The organism is Frankia sp. Mgl5, assembly GCF_023242985.1.
GTDB lineage: Bacteria > Actinomycetota > Actinomycetes > Frankiales > Frankiaceae > Parafrankia > Parafrankia soli.
Map to the genome: position 1 here is coordinate 15,945 of NZ_JALKFY010000813.1, position 17,618 is coordinate 33,562.

10 protein-coding genes are annotated in these 17,618 nt (G+C 71.8%); 6 read left to right on the top strand and 4 right to left on the bottom strand.

Annotated features, from left to right (window positions below; translation table 11 throughout):
- The first annotated feature begins 6 nt into the window (after positions 1–6).
- Both MXD62_RS31505 and MXD62_RS31510 read left to right on the top strand, forming a co-directional pair.
- On the top strand, positions 7–1,167 hold the full coding sequence (locus MXD62_RS31505) for an alkaline phosphatase PhoX (protein ID WP_248833007.1): 1,161 nt from the start codon (positions 7–9) through the stop codon (positions 1,165–1,167).
- Positions 1,168–1,202: 35 nt separating this feature from the next.
- Positions 1,203–4,814, top strand: a complete 3,612-nt coding sequence (locus MXD62_RS31510; protein WP_248833008.1) for a nucleotide disphospho-sugar-binding domain-containing protein — start codon at positions 1,203–1,205, stop codon at positions 4,812–4,814.
- Positions 4,815–4,880: 66 nt separating this feature from the next.
- On the opposite strand, the gene MXD62_RS31515 is transcribed toward MXD62_RS31510, so the two are convergent.
- Positions 4,881–5,684, bottom strand: a complete 804-nt coding sequence (locus tag MXD62_RS31515; protein ID WP_248833009.1) for a class I SAM-dependent methyltransferase — start codon at positions 5,682–5,684, stop codon at positions 4,881–4,883.
- A gap of 154 nt (positions 5,685–5,838) precedes the next feature.
- Here MXD62_RS31515 and MXD62_RS31520 point away from each other — a divergent pair, with 154 nt between their 5' ends.
- Positions 5,839–6,819 carry a hypothetical protein gene (locus tag MXD62_RS31520; RefSeq protein WP_248833010.1) on the top strand — a complete coding sequence of 327 codons (981 nt, stop codon included), beginning with the start codon at positions 5,839–5,841 and terminating at the stop codon, positions 6,817–6,819.
- Positions 6,820–6,851: 32 nt separating this feature from the next.
- Here the strand turns inward: MXD62_RS31520 and MXD62_RS31525 are convergent, their stop codons facing one another.
- Positions 6,852–9,527, bottom strand: a complete 2,676-nt coding sequence (locus MXD62_RS31525; RefSeq protein WP_248833011.1) for an ATP-binding cassette domain-containing protein — start codon at positions 9,525–9,527, stop codon at positions 6,852–6,854.
- A 224-nt stretch (positions 9,528–9,751) separates the two neighbouring features.
- Here MXD62_RS31525 and MXD62_RS31530 point away from each other — a divergent pair, with 224 nt between their 5' ends.
- From MXD62_RS31530 to MXD62_RS31540, 3 genes are all read left to right on the top strand, one after another.
- On the top strand, positions 9,752–10,519 hold the full coding sequence (locus MXD62_RS31530) for an ABC transporter ATP-binding protein (RefSeq protein ID WP_248833014.1): 768 nt from the start codon (positions 9,752–9,754) through the stop codon (positions 10,517–10,519).
- 212 nt (positions 10,520–10,731) lie between these two features.
- Positions 10,732–11,910, top strand: a complete 1,179-nt coding sequence (locus MXD62_RS31535) for an ABC transporter substrate-binding protein (RefSeq protein WP_285224266.1) — start codon at positions 10,732–10,734, stop codon at positions 11,908–11,910.
- Positions 11,911–11,970: 60 nt separating this feature from the next.
- Positions 11,971–12,810, top strand: coding sequence for an SDR family oxidoreductase (locus MXD62_RS31540; protein WP_248833016.1), 840 nt, complete (start codon positions 11,971–11,973; stop codon positions 12,808–12,810).
- A gap of 102 nt (positions 12,811–12,912) precedes the next feature.
- On the opposite strand, the gene MXD62_RS31545 is transcribed toward MXD62_RS31540, so the two are convergent.
- Both MXD62_RS31545 and MXD62_RS31550 read right to left on the bottom strand, forming a co-directional pair.
- Positions 12,913–15,165: a family 2 encapsulin nanocompartment cargo protein terpene cyclase gene (locus MXD62_RS31545; protein WP_248833017.1), complete on the bottom strand. Its 2,253-nt coding sequence runs from the start codon at positions 15,163–15,165 to the stop codon at positions 12,913–12,915.
- Between the two features lie 62 nt (positions 15,166–15,227).
- On the bottom strand, positions 15,228–16,640 hold the full coding sequence (locus MXD62_RS31550) for a family 2B encapsulin nanocompartment shell protein (protein WP_248833018.1): 1,413 nt from the start codon (positions 16,638–16,640) through the stop codon (positions 15,228–15,230).
- Between the last annotated feature and the right edge of the window lie 978 nt (positions 16,641–17,618).

The window sequence follows — 17,618 nt, forward strand, 5'->3', positions numbered from 1 at the left end:
GGAGTAATGGTGGACAGGCGCCTGTTTCTGCGGTCCGCATTTGTCGGTGTGGGTGTCGCGACTCTTTCCGGCGTCGTTCTGGAGGCTGCCTCGGCGGTTCCGGCGCAGCCCGGGGCCAGCCCGTACGGATCCCTTCTGGCGGCCGATGCGAACGGAGTGGCGCTGCCGACCGGATTCACCAGCAGAATCGTCGCCCGTTCCGGGCAGACAGTGCCCGGAACGAGCTATGTCTGGCATGCCGCGCCGGACGGCGGTGCCTGCTACCCGAACGGCTCGGGCTGGATGTACGTCTCGAACTCGGAGGTGAGCGGCAGCGGCGGGGCGTCCGTGCTGCGCTTCGACTCGGCGGGCACCGTCACCTCCGCGCAGCGGCTGCTCTCCGGCACGAGCTCCAACTGCGCGGGCGGCGCCACCCCGTGGGGGAGCTGGCTGTCCTGCGAGGAGACGTCCACCGGCCGGGTCTGGGAGACCTACCCGGCCACCGGCGCCGCGGCCGTCGCCCGGCCCGCGATGGGCCGGTTCACCCACGAGGCCGCCGCCTGCGACCCGGTCCGCCAGGTGATCTACCTGACCGAGGACCGGACGGACGGCTGCTTCTACCGCTTCCGGCCAACGACCTGGGGCAACCTGGCGGCGGGAACCCTCGAGGTCCTGTGCGCGTCGGCGTCGGCCACCTCGGGCACCGCCACCTGGCAGACCGTCCCCGACCCGGACGGCTCGCCGACCTCGACCCGCACCCAGGTCTCCGCGGCGAAGCACTTCAACGGCGGCGAGGGCGTCTACTACGCGAACGACACGGTCTGGTGGACCACCAAGGGCGACAACCGGGTCTGGAAGCTGAACTGCGCCACCAACGCCTTCGAGCTCGCCTACGACGACTCCCTGGTGAGCGGGACCGCGCCGCTGACCGGCGTCGACAACATCACCGGCTCCAGCTACGGCGACCTCTACGTCGCCGAGGACGGCGGCAACCTCGAGATCTGCGTCATCACGCCGGCCGCGGTCGTGGCGCCGATCCTGCGCCTGACCGGGCACAACTCGTCGGAGATCACCGGGCCGGCGTTCTCCCCGGACGGCTCCCGGCTGTACTTCTCCTCCCAGCGGGGCACCACCGGATCGTCCTCCGACGGCATCACCTTCGAGGTCCGCGGCCCCTTCCGCACCTGACCCGGCTGCGTCACGATCCCCCTATTATCCGGGCAATGCGGACGCTTGACCTTGATCACGTCGCGGCGGTCCTTCCCGGGTACGACATCGGCGCGGAGCTCGGCCGCGGCGGCTTCGGCACGGTCCTGGCCGCCCGGCACCGCCTGATCGGCCGGCATGTGGCGGTGAAGGTGTTCCTGGACCCGTCGCCTGAGGCCGACCCGTCCGGCGGCCCGGCGGCCTCGGCCGGCACCGGGGAGAGCCAGAGCCTCCGTTCCCGCTTCCTCTCGGAGGCGCGGGTCCTGGCCGGTCTGGACCATCCGCACATCGTGCGCGTCTTCGACTACGTCGAGCGGGACGGGCTGTGCCTGCTGGTGATGGAGCAGCTCACCGGCGGCACCCTGCGCGCCCGGGCCGCCACCGGGCTCCCGCCGCGGGCGACCTGCGCCATCGCGCTCGCCGCCGCGGCGGCCCTGGAGGCGGCGCACGACCGCGGGGTGCTGCACCGTGACGTGAAGCCGGACAATCTGCTCTTCACCGCGGACGGCGTCCCGCGGGTCACCGACTTCGGCATCGCCAAGATCGTGGAGACCACGGCGGCGGCCACGACCGGCATGGTCGGAACCCCCAGGTACATGGCTCCGGAGCAGATCACCGGCGCTCCGCTCGGCCCGGCCGCGGACCTCTACTCCCTCGGTGTCGTCCTGTACGAGCTGGTGGCGGGCCGGCCGGTCTTCCCCCGGGGACTGCCTCTCCCCGCGTTGCTGCACCACCACCTGTCGGTACCGCCGCGGCCGCTGCCGGAGGTGCCGCCACCGCTGGCGGCCGTGGTGCTGGCCGCGCTGGCGAAGGATCCGGCGCTGCGCCCGGCGACGGCGGGTGACTTCGCCCGCCAGCTCGCCGCGGCGGCCAACGCGGTGTTCGGCCCCGGATGGCTCACTGCCGCCGGGATCCCCGTGAAGCTGCCCGACGACGTGCTCGGCGCGGCCGGACACCGGCTCGGTGACCCCCTTCCCGGCGCGGCCGCGAGTCACGGTTCCGGCCCCGGCCCCGGCCCCGGCGCCGGCCCGGGGCCGGCCTTCGGCAGGAACCCCGGCAGCATTCCGAGCCCGAGCCCGAGCCCGAGTCCGCGTCCAGGCCCAGGCCCGCGTCCCGGCCCCGGCCCTGGCCCGTCTCCTGGTCGTGCTCCGGCGGGCGGTCGCGGACCGACGAGGGGGCGGGGCCGGCCGCGGGCCGGTTCCCTCACAGCCGCCGCGGTGGCGGCGACGGCGGTCTGTGTCGGCGTGCTGACCATCGGCCTGGTGATGGTGCTGCGCGGTACCGGGAGCGACGGCGCCGCGGTCGCCGGCACCGGCCGTGCGGATGCCGCCCGGCCGGCCTCGCCGGATCGGCCCGCGTACTCCGGGCCGGGCCTGACGATCCCCGACCAGGACTACCTCTCCCGGATCGCGCTCGGCCGCGACGGCTCCCTCTACGTCACCGCCCGGCGCAAGAACGTCGGCGAGATCCTCCGGCTGTACCCGGACGGCACTGTCTCCCAGCTCGTGGGCACGGCGGCGCGGAACCCCGCCGGCGGTGCGGCCGCCGGCGGTGCGGAGGACGGCGGTGCGGAGGACGGCGGGCAGGCGCCGGCCGTCCCGCCCGAGGGCGTCCCGGCGGCCGACCTGGCCCTGCTCGGGCCGCACGGCGTCGCCGTCGGACCGGACGACATGGTCTACGTCGCGGACAACTTCGGCGGCCGGGTCTACCGCATCACCCCCGAGGGGCGCGCCTTCGTCGTCGCGGGCACCGGATCCGACGACGAGGGCTTCACCGGCGACGACGGGCTGGCGGCGGAGGCCCGATCACCCCCCTGGGCCTGGCGCTGGCGCCCGACGGCAGCGTCTACATCGGCGACGGCCCGCGGATCCGGCGGGTCACGCCCGACGGGAAGATCTCCACCGTGGCCGGCAGACGTGACCGGCCGGGCACCTCGGGCGACGACGGCCCGGCCCGGGACGCACTGCTCTCGGACACGAACGGCCTCACCGTGGCCCCCGACGGAACGCTCTACGTCGCGGACTTCCAGGCGCACACAGTCCGGAAGATCGCCCCGGACGGGACGATCAGCCACGTCGCCGGGACCCCGGGGAAGGCCGGCCACGACGGCGACGGCGGTCCGGCCGCGCAGGCGACGCTGCGCAGCCCACAGGCGACGGCCCTCGGCGCCGACGGGGCGCTCTACATCTCCGACGGCACCAACCACGTCCGCCGGGTGGGCCCCGACGGGATCATCACGACGGTCGCCGGTTCCGGCGGGACGGACGGTGATCCGGACGGCGCCCTGGCCACCGGCGCGGACCTGGAGGATCCCGCCGGTCTGGTCGCCGATCCCACCGGCGCGCTCTACGTGGTCCTTCTGCGTGGCTCGACTCTCGTCCGGGTCGACCCGGCGGACGGGATCGTCCGGACGATGTTGTCTCCGGCGGCCGGATGACGCCGCCCGCGATGCCAGACTGACCCGCGTGGACGTCCTCTTCGCGTCGTTGCCGGCATACGGGCACCTCTACCCGCTGATCCCCCTCGCGGTGGCCTGCCAGGATGCGGGGCACCGGGTCCGCCTGGCCACCGGCGAGCCCTTTCTCGGGGCGCTGCCCGTGCCGACCGTCCAGGGCATCCCGGCCGGGTGGACGTTGCAGTACGTGGAGCGGGAGACCGCCCGGCGGCACCCGGAGGCGACCGGGTTCGAGTTTCCCGTCGCCATGTTCGCCGACGTGACGGCGCAGGGCGTGCTGGACGCGCTCACCCCCCTGCTCACCGCGGACCCGCCGGACGTGGTCGTCGCCGAGAGCGCCAACGTCGGAGCCGTGCTGGCCGCGCACCTCGCCGGTATCCCCGCCGTGGCCTTCGGTGTCGGGCAGTGGAGCCCCTTCGGCGAGGTGACCTTCCCCGCGGCGCTGGCGGCGCACCGCACCCGCTGGACCGCGGCGGGGCGAGCCGCTCCGGCCGGGCCGGGCGAGGTGGTCGCCGCCTACCTCGAGCCGTTTCCACCCGGCCTGCGCCAGGGGCCCGGCCCCGACGGTGTGCCGGTGCTGTCGATCCGCAGCACGGCCTGGGCCGACGAGCGGGCGCCGCTGCCCGGGTGGCTGGCCGCGCCCGCCGAACGGCCCCGGGTTTACGTCACGCTCGGCACCGTCTCGTTCGGCGCCGTCGAGGTGATCCGGGCGGTCGTCGACGACCTCGCCGCGCTCGACGTCGACGTGCTCGTCGCGGCCGGCCCTGAGGGCGACCCGGAGGCCCTGGGCCCGCTGCCCGAGCGGGTGTGGGTCGAGCGGTTCGTGGCCCAGAGCCGCGTGCTCGGCCTGGTGGACGTCGCCGTCCACCACGGAGGCTCGGGCACGGTGCTCGGCGCGCTGGCGAACGGCGTCCCCCAGGTGCTGCTGCCGCAGGGCGCGGACCACTTCCACAACGCGCAGCTGCTCGCCGAGCGCGGCGCCGCCCGGGTGTTCCACAACGAGGCACGGCGGCCGGGTGACGTCGCCGCGGCCGTCCGCGACCTGCTCGGTGACGCCCCCGAGCGCCGTGCCACCGCCACGCTCACCGAGCAGATCGCCGCGAGCCCGACTCCCGCCGACGTCGTGGCGGCGATCGCCGCGATCGCCGAGGCCGCCGCGAAAACCCGGCGATGACGGCACCGGAGGACTGATCGGGCGCCGGGCCGCCGGGCTCCCGGGCCGGGCCGGCGGCACAGGGGGCTAATCCGGTGCGCGGCCCCAGGCGATGGCTGTCGCGAAGGAAAGGTCGAAGAAGGCCGGGTCGGCGAGCAGGTCGAGGGCGCGGTCCACGGTGTCGGCGGTGGCCAGCCCGAGGCTGAGGATGTGCGGGCGGAGCCGGCTGAGGGTGAGCGCCCAGCAGTACGCGGACGCGTTCGCCCCGCCGGTGGTCGGCAGGTGGCTGGAGGTGCCCACGTCGACCAGGCGCCGGCTGCGCAGCGGGCCGGGGAACCCGCGCGCCCACGTCGAGTCCGTGCCGATCGTCCGCGCGAGGACCTGTTCGATGGCGGTCATCGCCTGGCGGAACGCCGGGTTGGGGGAGGAGGCCACCGGGAAGCTCGCGATCGACTCGACGACGATCGTGCCGCCCGGCCGCAGCCAGGACACCAGCCGGTCGAGGACCTGTTCGCGCTCGGGAAGGTGTTCGAGCACGAAGCGGGCGTGCACGAGGTCGAACGGCGCGCCGGGCGGCGCCGGGTCGCGGGTCACGTCGTGGCGCAGGACGGACAGGCCGGGCGCGCGCAGGCCGGCCAGGTGGCTGAGGTCGATGTCGGTCGCGGTGACCTGGCCGGCGGCGGTGGCGCGGTCGGCCAGCCAGGCCGCCACCGACCCCGCGCCGGCGCCCACCTCGAGGCATCGCCACCCGGCGGTGACGCCGAGCTCGTCGAGGAGACGGGTCGTCACCGGGTCGCACACCGCGGCCATGGCGGCGAGCCGGCGCCGTTCGTCGTCCGCCGCGCCGCCGAGAACCTCGTCCGCGTACCGACGGGGCCAGGCGTCGTTCATCGTGGCCGGCTCCCCACTTGTACGAGTGTGGCGCGTGGCAGGCGCATGTCGCGTTTCTGACAGGAAATGATGCGCTACGCGACTGATCTTATGCTTTTGGTGTCGAAGGTCATCCGAGGCGCGGGGGTCTGGCATGGCGCCGAAGCGTCGCTTGATGTTGTCCCTGGCCGTACCCGTAGTCCTTGCCGTCAGCCTTGCGGCCTGCGGCGGTGGCGGAGATTTCTTCCCGCAGGTCCCGGCCGGCAACGAGACGGGGAGCTTCGTCACGCGGTCGGCCGCCCCGCCCCGCGCCCCGGTCGCGACGCCGACGCCGGCCAGGGTCACGCCCGAGGCCTACCAGCGGGTTCTGACAGATCTGGACACCGCGCTCGGCCCCGGGTTCGGCGCCATCGGTTCGGCCCAGACCCCTGAGGATCTCGCGGCCGCGCTGTCGGCCGTCGCGCTGAACCTGACCATCCAGGCGGGCGGCCTCGACGACGTCCGGCCCCCGGCGGCGGTCGCGGCCGCGCACACCGGCCTGTCGGACGCGCTCGGCACGCTGGCCAGCGAGCTCACCTCCCTGGCGGGCGACGCCCGCGACCGGGATTTGTGCACCGGTGGCTCCGGGCTGCCCCGGGCGGCCAGCGGTAGCGGCGGTCATCTGCTCCGGCTGGCCGTGCTGGGGCTGGCCACCGCGGATCCGGCGCACCACTACACGGTCGGGTCGTTCCTGCCGCCGGGCGCGCCGGACCAGACCCGCCGCCCGGCCAACGGCAGTCTCCCCGGCGGGCGGCGCGGCGGCTACGGCGAACTGACCGTCACCGCGTCCGGCGGCACGGACGCGGTCGTCAAGGTCCTCCAGGGCGCCGACGTCATCCGCAACGTGTACGTCCAGGCGGGCGCCTCGGCGAAGGTGGACGGGATTCCCAACGGCACGTTCGACGTGTTCTACACCGAGGGCACGGACTGGGACGACGCCAACCACCGCTTCACCCGCGACTGCGCCTTCAGCCGGTTCGACCAGCCGGTCACCTTCAGCACGACGAACCGGCCCGGCTCGATCGAGTACACGACCTACACGCTCACGCTGTACGGCGTCATCGGCGGCACCGCCTCGACCACCGACGTGCCCCCGGGAGCCTTCCCCGCCGGGTGACCCGGGCGGCAGTGCGACGCGGCGCGGCCGGATCAGTCCGGCACCGCCGCCTCGCTCAGCACGGCGTCCGGCGAGGCCACGACGGCCTCTGTGGCCTCGCCGAGGTAGGCCTCCCGGACGGCGGGATCGGCCCGGACCTCCTCCGGTGTCCCGTCGGCGAGGACCTGCCCCTGGTGCAGGACGACGATGCGGTCGCAGGCGGACATCACCAGGGCCATGTCGTGGTCCACCACCAGGACGGCGAGGCCCTCCTCGTGCGCGAGATCGCGCAGGTTCGCGGAGAGCTCGCCGATCTCCGTGATCGACAGGCCGGCGCCGGGCTCGTCCAGCAGCAGGACGGCGGGGTTGGCGGCCAGCGCGCGGACGATGCCCACCAGCCGCCGCTTGGCCATCGGCAGCTCGGTGGGCAGCCGGGGGAGGTCCTCGGCCAGCCGGAAGCGCTCGACCGCCGTGTGAGCCGGGGCGGGCAGCCGTCCGTCGGTGTGGCCGGCGTTCTCCGCGGCGACGCGCAGGTTCTGGGCGACCGTCAGGTCCTCGAACAGCTCGCCGGCCTGGAAGACCCGGCCCAGCCCGGAGCGGGCGCGGACGTCCGGCCCGTCGCCGTTGAGTGATCTCTCGCCGAGGTGCACGCTCCCGCTGGTAGTCGGCGCGAAACCGCCGATCGCGTCGAGCAGGGTGGTCTTGCCGGCTCCGTTCGGACCGACCAGCCCGGTGACGACCCCGGGCAGCGCGCGCAGCGTGGCGGCGGACACCGCGGTCACCCCGCCGAACCGCACGGTCACGTCGTTCGCGACCAGCGCGCCGCCCTCGCGCGCCGGCTGGGTCCCCCGCGGGAGCGGGGCCGGGTCGTTCTGGAACCGCCGGTGCCACGCGACGCCGTTCTCGTGCACGAGAACGGTCACGACCAGCGCGGCGCCGAAGATGGTGGCGTAGTTGTCCGTGACGAAGCCGATGTGGAGCCGGGAGATCAGTAGGTAGACGAGACCTCCGAAGGCCATCACCCCGCCGAGCAGGCCGCCCGTGATCGATGTGACGCCGGCGATCACGGCGAGGCTGACCAGGTTGATCGACTCCATGAACGAGAACTGGGTGAAGGTGACCGAGGAGCTGCGGAAGCCCAGCAGCACGCCGGCCGCGCCCGCCAGGGACGACGAGATCACGAACGCGGACAGCTTCGCCCGCGCGACGCTGATGCCGACCGACGCGGCGGCCCGCTCGTTCGTCCGCACCACGAGCAGCCGGCGCCCCAGCCTGGACCGCCGCACGACGGCCACCACCACACCGGCGACCACCAGCCAGAACAGGGCGACGAACCCGTACCTGTCGGGATACCGGGCGGCATCGACGTCCAGGCCGAACACCGTCGGCAGATGCGGCTGGGAGCCGGTGATGCCGCCGGTGTAGTGGGTGCTCTCGAAGAGGACCCCGGAGACGGCGACGGCCATTCCCATGGTGAGGATGCCGAGGTTGATGCCCCGCACCCGTAGCGCGGGCAGGCCGACGAGCAGCCCGGCGATCGCGCCGACGGCCGCACCGGCCACCGGTGCCAGCACGAACGGCAGCGAGTAGTCGAGATCGAGCCGCACGGCGGCGTAGGCCCCGAGCCCGGCCACCGTCATCTGCGCCAGGCTGATCTGGTTGGCGTACCCGATGAGGACCACCAGCGACAGCACCAGGATGCCGAAGACGATCGACAGGATCGCGGCGTCGCGCCACCGGGCGTCACCGACGAGCAGGACGACGACTATCCCGACCAGCGCGAGGCCGACCGGGATGGGCCGGAACAGTCCCGCGGCGACGGGCGCGGCGGGGACGGCCGGCAGCCGGTTGCTTGCCCTGTCCCGGCGCAGGGTGAGGATGGCCATCACGGCCACGAAGGGAACCGTCTGCGGCCAGCCGAGCTGGAAGCGGCTCGGGACGTGCTCGGCCACCAGGTGGGTGACCACGCTCTCGCCGACACCGAGGGCGATGCCGCCGGCCAGCGCGAGCAGGTAGCTGTCGAACCGGCCGAGCAGGGCGGCGGCCAGCGCGAAGGCCATCACCGTCATCATCGCGGTGTCGAACTGCCCCACGATGGGGGCGACGAGGATGCCGGAGGCGGCGGCCAGCACGGATCCGAGAGCCCAGTTCAGGCTTCCGAGCATGTGCGGCGAGGCGCCGAGGGCCTGGGCGGCGGACTCGTGCTCCGCCATCGCCCTCGTCATCAGGGGCAACCGCGCCCACGCCGACCAGGCTGACAGGGCCACCACGACCACGACCGCGAGCGCGAAGATGATGATCCGTTCGGAGGGGATCGTCTGGCCGAACACGTCCACGCCCGAGGACGGGAAGGATGTGTCGGGCACCCGCTGGGCGCTCCCGAACACCGAGTGCGCCAGACCGATCAGGGTGCCAAGGATTCCCAGGGTCGCCACCATCCGCGAGAGCTGGGTGCGGTGCCGGATGATCCTGATGACCAGCAGGTAGACGGCGGCACCGAAGGCGGCGGCGCTCAGCAGCGTCAGCACCGCGGCCAGACCGGCCGCCATCCCCTGGTCGTCGCGCAGCCAGTAGAACACCAGCGCGCCCCACAGCGCGATGCCCCCGTGCGCGAAGTTGATTGTCCGTGACCCACGGTGGATCGCCACGATGCCGACCGCGCTTACGGCGTAGACACCGCCGACACCGAGCCCTAACAACGCGAACTGTAAGACGGCCCGCAGATCCATGGAACCCCCTTGGCTAATGCCTGAATGAGTAGCGACGCGATTCGTGCCGCGTAATCGCCCCGCCCGTCCCGACGAGGGCTATTGCGGACCCTTGCGCAAGAGCGTAAGCTCGTGAGCGCTCACTCGCAAGGGTGTGCGGCGGAATCGTCTGATGGTGAAGTTGCGTTCCGCAGTCTTTCGGTGGCGGCAGGCGACGCTCACCCTCAGGGTACGGAGGATCACGGATGGCCGAAGCGGATCAGATTGCCTCGTCGGCGATCCCGGGCGGCGGCCCGGTGAAGTCGACGGCCGCCGCCTCGATGGGTGCCGGCCCGCCGGCCGCGATCGAGGCGCGCGGGCTGGCCGCCGGCTATGGGCGGGTTCCGGTGTTGCGGGACATCGACATCAAGGTGCGGCCGGGTGAGGTCGTCGCCCTGCTCGGGCCGAACGGTGCCGGGAAAACCACGCTGCTGCGGACACTCGCCGGGTACCGGCGCCCTACGGGCGGCGACGTTTTCCTGTTCGGCGCTCCTTGTAGCCGGGTTCCGGTGTACAAGCGCTGTCGTCAGGGCGTGTCCTTTATGGGCGAAGAGCGGCATATCTTCCCCGGTTTGACCGTTCGGCAGTCGCTTCGTCTCGTCTGCGGCAAAGGCGGCCACCAGGAGCTGTTCCCGTCCCTCGACCGGCGCATCGGTCACCGCGCGGCCCTGCTGTCGGGCGGTGAGCAGCAGATGCTGGCACTGACCCTCGCGCTCGCCCGGGACCCGCGACTGCTGCTCATCGACGAGCTGTCGCTCGGCCTCGCCCCGCTGGTACGTGAACGCCTGCTCGACACCGTGCGGGCGACCGCCGACCGCGGCGTCGGCGTGCTCGTCGTGGAACAGAACGCGAGATCGGTGCTGAGCCGCGCCGACCGTGCCTATGTCATGCGGCGCGGCGAAATCGTGGACGAGGGTCCAGCGCAGAGATGGCTTGACGATCTCGACGGCCTCGCGGCACTTTACCTCTCCTGACAACGGCGACCTCTCCTGAAAACAGCGCTGCGCGTCCGGCGTCGGGCCTCCTGGGAACGCCCGGCCCGCGAGGTGGCCCGATCACGCACTGATCGCTGATCGTCAGACTGTTCATCCCGTCCTGCTGTCGTTCTGGTTTATCAATTGAAAGCTGGGGGCTGGTAATGCTGAAAAAAATTGCAAGAATGCTCGCGGTGATGCTGTCGCTCGCGATGGCACTTGCCGCGTGCGGCAGTGGGGGTAGTGATGACGGCGGGTCCGCTGATTTAGCGAGTGGACTGACCGGTGAGCCGATCAGAATCGCCTCGATCGCGGGTATGAGTGGTGGGGTGAGCAGTAACCCCGAGTACGCGGCGGGGGCCAGGGCGGCGGTACGGGGAGTCAACGAGGCCGGTGGGATCGACGGTCGGCCGCTTGAATTGAAGCTCTGTGACAACCACCAGAACGGGACCGATTCGGCCAACTGCTTCCGTGAGATTCTCGGCGATGACAGCATCGTCGCGATCGCGGGCGCGTCGGACAACTACCACGACGCATCGAAGGCGCAGATCGAGGCGGCCAAGATGCCGCTCATCGGCCAGTACCCGGTGTCGAAATTCGACCTCACCAACCCGCTCGCGTTCAATGTCAACGGCGCTGTCGTCGTCGGGTTCCACGGCTTGGCGCGGGATGTGGTCTCCAGCGGTGCCAAGCGTGTCGGGCTCGTCACCCTCGACATCCCGACCGCGGACGTCATCCGCAAGACCGTCGGTGACGTCTTCACCGAGGCCGGTATCGAGGTCGTGAACAATGTCCAGCTCGCGCCCTCCACGGCTGACCTCAGCGCGCCGGCCCAGCAGGTCACGCAGGGCGACCCCGACGCGGTAGTGTGGTTGACCTTCGCGGCGCAGACCAGCGTTGCTGTCAAGGCACTGCGGTCGACGGGCTATGAGGGGACGGTCGCCTTCGCCGGCAGCGCGTTCGAGAAGAGCCAGATCGAGGAGATGGGCGCCGGCGGCCCGCTCACGGTCGGTCTCGTTCTCCCGCCGGCCTGGGACACTTCCACTCCGTATGGGAAGCAGTTCAACGAGGACATGAAGGCGTACGAGCCCGATGGCAAGATCGACGAGCTGAGCATGAACAGCTGGCTCGGCATCAAGATCTTCGCTCAGTTGGCGGCTACGCTGCCGACGGTGGACAGAGCGTCGGTCCTCGCCGGGATCCAGAAGATGTCCGATGTGGACACCGGCGGCCTGACCCCGGCCATCGATTTCTCGAAGCCCAGCTCGCTGCCCTACGCCGCTATCTACAACCCGGCGTACACCACGGTGCACGTGAAGGACGGCAAGGTGGACTGGACGGGCAAGTTCTACGAGTTCGGGACGGGCAAGGAGCTCACCACCGCCTCGTGATGTGACCAGCCAGGACGATCGACGGCGTCACACCCGTCGTGGAAATAGGAGAAACGCGCCATGACATTCCCGGGCCGCCTCGACGGCAAGGCCGCGATCGTCACGGGCGCCGGGTCCACTCCCGGGCCCGGTGTCGGGACCGGGAAGGCGACGGCGATCGTCCTGGCCCAGGCCGGCGCGAGCGTCCTGCTTGTCGACATCCACCCCGAGCGGGCCGCCGAGACCCTCGAGGTCATCGAGAAGGACGGCGGCACCGCGGCTGTCTTCGCCGGTGACATGACCAGCTCCACCGACGCCGAAGGGGCGGTGCGCGCGGCGGCCGCCCGCTTCGGCTCGGTGGACATCCTCGTCAACAACATCGGCGTGGCGATCGCCGGGACGGTCGCCGACACGTCCGAGGCGGACTGGGACAGGTCGCTGGCCCTCAGCCTCCGCACGGCCTTCCTCGTCTCGAAGCACGCCGTCCCGGTGATGGCGGCGCAGGGCGGGGGGTCGATCGTGAACATCGGGTCGATCGCGGGGTTCCGCGGCACCACCAACGCCGGCTACTCGGCGGCCAAGGGCGGGATGCACGGGCTCACGGTCGACATGGCCTACTCGCACGGCCGCCAGGGCATCCGGGTCAACGCGGTCGCCCCGGGCCACATCACCACCCCGCTGATGTACTCCGTCCTCGGGGAGACCCCCGAGACCGAGTTCCGGCAGCGGCTCGCCGCCGAGTCCACGATGCTCGGGACGGAGGGCACCGGCTGGGACGTCGCCCACGCCGCCGCCTTCCTGGCCAGCGACGCCGCCCGCTGGATCACCGGGGTGACCCTCCCCGTCGACGGCGGCGTCACGGGCGTCACCCCGCTGATCATGGCCGACCGCCTGCGGGCCGTCCCGGCCCCGTCGGCCTGACCCACACCTCCGGCCAGCCCATCCTGCCGGCCAGTTCGACAGCCCGTCCCCCCGAGCACCGCCGGCCGCCGGTTCAACGGTTGATCGGTGTGACGTCCGCCTTCAGGAGCCGGTCAAGGCGGTCGGTTGCCACGATTTTCCCGACATCGTCCGTCGGATGTCGGCCGCCGACGTGCCGAGACCGACCGGCCCCCCGAAGGGCCGCACCCCGACCGCCGGATGGTGGCGCAGCTCCGCCTCGTCGTAACGCCGCGTTCCCTGGTGCCAGCGGAGCACCCCGGCCAGCCAGCTCTTCAGCTCGCCCACGTACCCCCGCAGGACGTCCCGCGCCTCCTCCGTCAGCTCGTAGGTGTCGAAGAGGGCGGGCAGCTCGACGTCGACGACGTGCTCGAACTCGCGCAGCCGCGCGGTCATCAGATCGTTGACCACGCCGATCGCGCGTTCGGCGCCGCAGCCGAGGAAGTTCTGGACCACGAGGACACCGTTGTGGATCTCGCCCTCGAACTGGATCTCCTTCTGGTACGAGAAGATGTCGTTGAGCAGGCAGGAGTAGTCGGAGGCCGAGTTCTCGAGCGCCCTGACCGGCCGGGCGCGGTAGATCTCGGCCGGGACGACCTGCCCGTGCCCGAGCCGGGAGAGGCTCATCGTCAGTTCGGAACCGAAGGTCCGGCGCCGCATCTCGATGTAGTCGACCGGGTCGGGGATCCGGTTCTGCGCCTGGTTCGCCAGCTCCCACAGCCAGCTGTCGAGCATGATGCAGACCGTCCGGCGGAACGCGCGCCGGGAGTCGGGCGTCATGTCCCGGGTGGTGCGCGGCCACAGGTCGGCGAGGCCGCGCTCCAGCCCGCCGACCGGGACGGGCAGCGGGCCGGGCTCCACCGGCATGAGCTCCTTCAGCCGCTCGGTGCAGGCCCGCGCGCCGGCCAGGTCGCGGGTCCGTCCGTACAGGACCGGGTAGAGGTCGTCGGCGTAGGTCCCCCAGGTGAGCCATCCCGTCGTCAGGTCCAGCTCCGCGGCTGTCGCGTCCGGATGGATGGCCGCGGAGCACAGCGCGAAGTCGGCCGCCCGGAGCTTGTGCTCGTCCCAGATGCCGGGTACCGGGTCGAGCAGCCCGACCGCCGCCGACCATTCGACGATGTTGCGACGGGCGGCCGCCAGATGCCGGCTCTCACCGGTCGTGAACGGCATGTAGAAGGCAGGGAGCTTCACCGGCCCCACGACCTGGTGCGGGACGTGGGTGAAAGCGCGCATCCGGGCGGGCGCGGTGGCCAGCAGCGACGCCGCGATACGCATCGCCGACGTGCCGAGCCCGGTGGCATCCCCGGGAAGGCTGCCGGGAACGGGCCCGGTCGCCCCGGACTCCGCGTTCATGTAACGGCTGGACCGCATGTGCCATTCGTGGCCGCCGGCCTGCCAGTCCTGCAGCCCCTTGACGTACGCTAGGACGTCCCGCCGGGCGGTCGGGGTGACGCCGTGCTCGTCGAGCACCGGCGGCAGCTCGGTCACCGCGGTGTGCTCGAACTGGTGCAGCCGCGAGGTCAGCAGGTCGTTCACGGCGTCGGCCGCCTGCTGGGTCGGACACCCGAGGAACCGCTCGAGCACCAGGACGCCGTTGCTGAGCTCGCCCTCCTCCTGCACCTCCCGCTGGTAGGAGAACAGGTCGTTACGCAGGTGGACGGCATCGGAGAAGGTGTCCCGCAGCACCTGCGCCGGCCGGGTCGCGGCGATCGCGTCGGGCACCTCGGCGTCCGCCGCGTGCTCGACCAGGTTCGCCGACCAGGGCGCACCGCCGACCTTGCGCCGCATCTCGATGTACTCGACCGGGTTGGCCAGCCGGTTCTCGTCGATGTTGGCCAGTTCCCACAGGGACTCGTCCAACAGGTGCCGGGTGCTCGTCGCGAACCGCCGCCGCCAGGCCGGCGTGCGGTCCGGGACGGTGCGGGACCACAGGTCGGCGAGGCCACGCTCGACCGGGTTGGCCGGCTCCGCGGTGACGGCGCCCTCGACCGGCATGAACAGGCGCAGCCGGTCGAGATACCGGCGGGCCCCGGCGACGTCCCGGCCGCGCTTGTAGACCTCGAGGAAGTGGTCGTCGAAGTAGAAAACCCAGACGTACCAGTCCGTGATGAGATCCAGCCGCGCCTCGTCCGCGTCCGGATGGGTGTACGCGCACAGCAGCGCGTAGTCGTGGGAGTCGAAGTCCTGCCCGCTCCAGATCGCCACGCCGTCCTGCGGCGCGTCGATCATCTCCATCTCGCCGGCCCACGCCCGGCTGTGCACGCGGGCGTGCTCCAGGTTCGGATTCAGCCGGGGTGGATAGGGCAGATAGAACTCCGGGAGCGTGAAAGGCTGCATGCGCCGGTCAGAACCTTCCTCTGCCAGAGATTTCCGGTGTCCCGAGGGAATGACGCCGCTTTCTAGTGCCCGATCTCGACGTTCTCGAGGACACCGAGCGCATCCGGCACGAGGACGGCCGCGGAGAAGTAGGTGGTCACCAGGTAGGAGATGATGGCCTGCTCGCTGATGCCCATGAACCGCACGGACAGGCCGGGCTCCAGCTCGTCGGGCAGCCCGACGTGGTGCAGGCCGATCACGCCCTGGTTCTCCTCGCCGGTCCGCAGGGCGATGATCGACGTCGTCCCGGCGGCACTGACCGGGATCTTGTTCACGGGCAGCAGCGGAACCCCGCGCCAGGCCGGCACGTGCTGGTCGTGGAACAGCGCGGTGGCCGGGTAGATCCCGCGGCGGGTGCACTCCCGCCCGAACGCGGCGATCGCCCGCGGGTGGGCGAGCAGGACGTGCGTGCTGCGCCGGCGGCTGAGCAGCTCGTCCAGGTCGTCCGGGGTGGGGGCCCCGTCACGCGTGTGGATGCGCTGGCGGAAGTCGGCGTTGTTCAGCAGGCCGAAGTCGCGGTTGTTGACCAGCTCGTTCTCCTGCCGCTCGCGCAGCGCCTCGACGGTGAGCCGCAACTGCTGCTCGACCTGGTTCATCGGCTCGTTGTAGAGGTCGGCGACCCGGGTGTGCACCCGCAGGACGGTCTGGGCGACGCTGAGCTCGTACTCCCGGGGCGCCAGCTCGTAGTCGACGAACGTCCCGGGCAGGGTCGGCTCACCGGAGTGTCCCGACGAGATCGCGATCTCCGCCTCGCCGGCCCGGTTGCGCGGCGGGCGCGGGCGGGCGAGGTAGTCGTCCACGTGCTGGCGCAGCTCCGGCGACCGGTCGAGGATCTCGGTGAACTGCTGGCGCGGCAGCACCAGGGCCGTCGTGCTGGTCACCGCCCGCGCCGAGAACTCCCAGGTGGCGGAGTCCTCGACGAGCACGTCGTCGCCGAAGTACGCGCCGTCGGCGAGAATCCCGAGCGATCGCGGGTCGTCGTAGTGCCCCGGTGCGACCTTGTCGACCTTGCCGTGGGCGATGACGAACAGCTCGTCCGCGGCGTCACCGGCGGTCACCAGCGTCTCCCCGGCGGCGAACTCGCGCTGGGTGAACCGCCCGGCGAGCGCGTCGAGCGCATCGCCCTCGAAGCCGCGCAGCACCGGCAGCTCACCGAGCTCCGCCGGGACGACCCGCACGTCCGAACCGGTGTTGACGACGGCGATGAGGCCGTCCCCGAGGACGTAGCTCAGCCGCCGGTTGACCCGGTACACGCCGCCGGCGGCCTGCACCCAGGGGAGGACACGCAGCAGCCAACGGGACGAGATCCCCTGCATCTGGGGGACGGACTTCGTCGTCGTCGCGAGGTTGCGCGCCGCGGCCGTACCAAGGCTCGACAGCGGCTGGCCGGCGGCACCGTCCTGGACGTCGGAGCTGGCCTGCGCAGGCGTGGTCATACTAGCCACCTATCTCTGGTCATTCAGGGGACTCTGGTCGTTCAGGGGACGAGGGCGGGACTCCGACACCGGCGCGCGCGGGGGAGCTCCTCAGCACAGTGAATCCCCCCGGGAACCGCGACGTGCGCGGTCGGCGTCCTTTACTGAGATCCCGGCGCTCGGTCGAGGCCGGATCCCGGCGCGGACCGGCGCCACGGACAGAATTGCAGGCAGAACTACATGACGAAGTACGGGTGGAACATCGAAAGAACGCGAAGGCTTGTGGTGGCGCGCCCGGAGGCGCGATCGGTCTTTGTTGCGAAGCTGCGCGTACGATGAATACTTCGGTGATCATCCCCAGGTGTGAAACCCGGCGCGCCCGGGACCGTTTTCAGCCCGCGATGCAGTTTCCGCCGCGGTGCGGCGCGCAGCGAAAGCCTTTCGTATCGATCGTCCCGATGGCAAGCACTCCACGGAACCAATCGAATCTGGTCCCTGGTGATTGTCCTCCCTGGTCCCTCGAAATTGTCCTACCGATCACGCGGTGTCACGGAGGTGATCCGGCGGACGTCCCCTGTCCGGCCCGTTTTTGCCGGTAGCCGTCGTCATATATCCGGAAATTTCCAGGTGTCTACGATTCGTACCCGTCAAATCCTCAGTGCAGTTTTCGGTGCACGCTGGGTAATGGTCCCCGGCGGTGTACTAGCCGTATCTGCTTATTGATGTCTGTCGATGGTGAGCTGTAATCACTAGCAATCGCGCTGACAGCTGGTCACAACGGCGGGCCGCATCCGGCGCTTCCGGCCCCCGCGGGCCAGCGGCGGACCATGTGCCGGCCACTAGCCGGCCACTAGCCGACCGACGCCCGCCTGCCCGCCTGCCCGCCGAGCTGTTCGCCTGTCCGTCCGCCGGCCTGCCGTGGCGCGGGGGGGGGGGCCCCCCCCCCCCCCCCCCCCGGGGCGGGGGGGGGGGGGGGGGGGGGGGGGGGCGGGGGGGCCC

Excerpts from the sequence above, each read along its gene's own strand:
- MXD62_RS31520 (WP_248833010.1), top strand. The coding sequence starts at position 5,839 with ATGTTGTCCCTGGCCGTACCCGTAGTCCTTGCCGTCAGCCTTGCGGCC.
- MXD62_RS31545 (WP_248833017.1), bottom strand. The coding sequence starts at position 15,165 with ATGCAGCCTTTCACGCTCCCGGAGTTCTATCTGCCCTATCCACCCCGG.
- MXD62_RS31525 (WP_248833011.1), bottom strand. The coding sequence starts at position 9,527 with ATGGATCTGCGGGCCGTCTTACAGTTCGCGTTGTTAGGGCTCGGTGTC.
- MXD62_RS31505 (WP_248833007.1), top strand. The coding sequence starts at position 7 with ATGGTGGACAGGCGCCTGTTTCTGCGGTCCGCATTTGTCGGTGTGGGT.
- MXD62_RS31550 (WP_248833018.1), bottom strand. The coding sequence starts at position 16,640 with ATGACCACGCCTGCGCAGGCCAGCTCCGACGTCCAGGACGGTGCCGCC.
- MXD62_RS31540 (WP_248833016.1), top strand. The coding sequence starts at position 11,971 with ATGACATTCCCGGGCCGCCTCGACGGCAAGGCCGCGATCGTCACGGGC.
- MXD62_RS31530 (WP_248833014.1), top strand. The coding sequence starts at position 9,752 with ATGGCCGAAGCGGATCAGATTGCCTCGTCGGCGATCCCGGGCGGCGGC.
- MXD62_RS31515 (WP_248833009.1), bottom strand. The coding sequence starts at position 5,684 with ATGAACGACGCCTGGCCCCGTCGGTACGCGGACGAGGTTCTCGGCGGC.
- MXD62_RS31510 (WP_248833008.1), top strand. The coding sequence starts at position 1,203 with ATGCGGACGCTTGACCTTGATCACGTCGCGGCGGTCCTTCCCGGGTAC.
- MXD62_RS31535 (WP_285224266.1), top strand. The coding sequence starts at position 10,732 with ATGGCACTTGCCGCGTGCGGCAGTGGGGGTAGTGATGACGGCGGGTCC.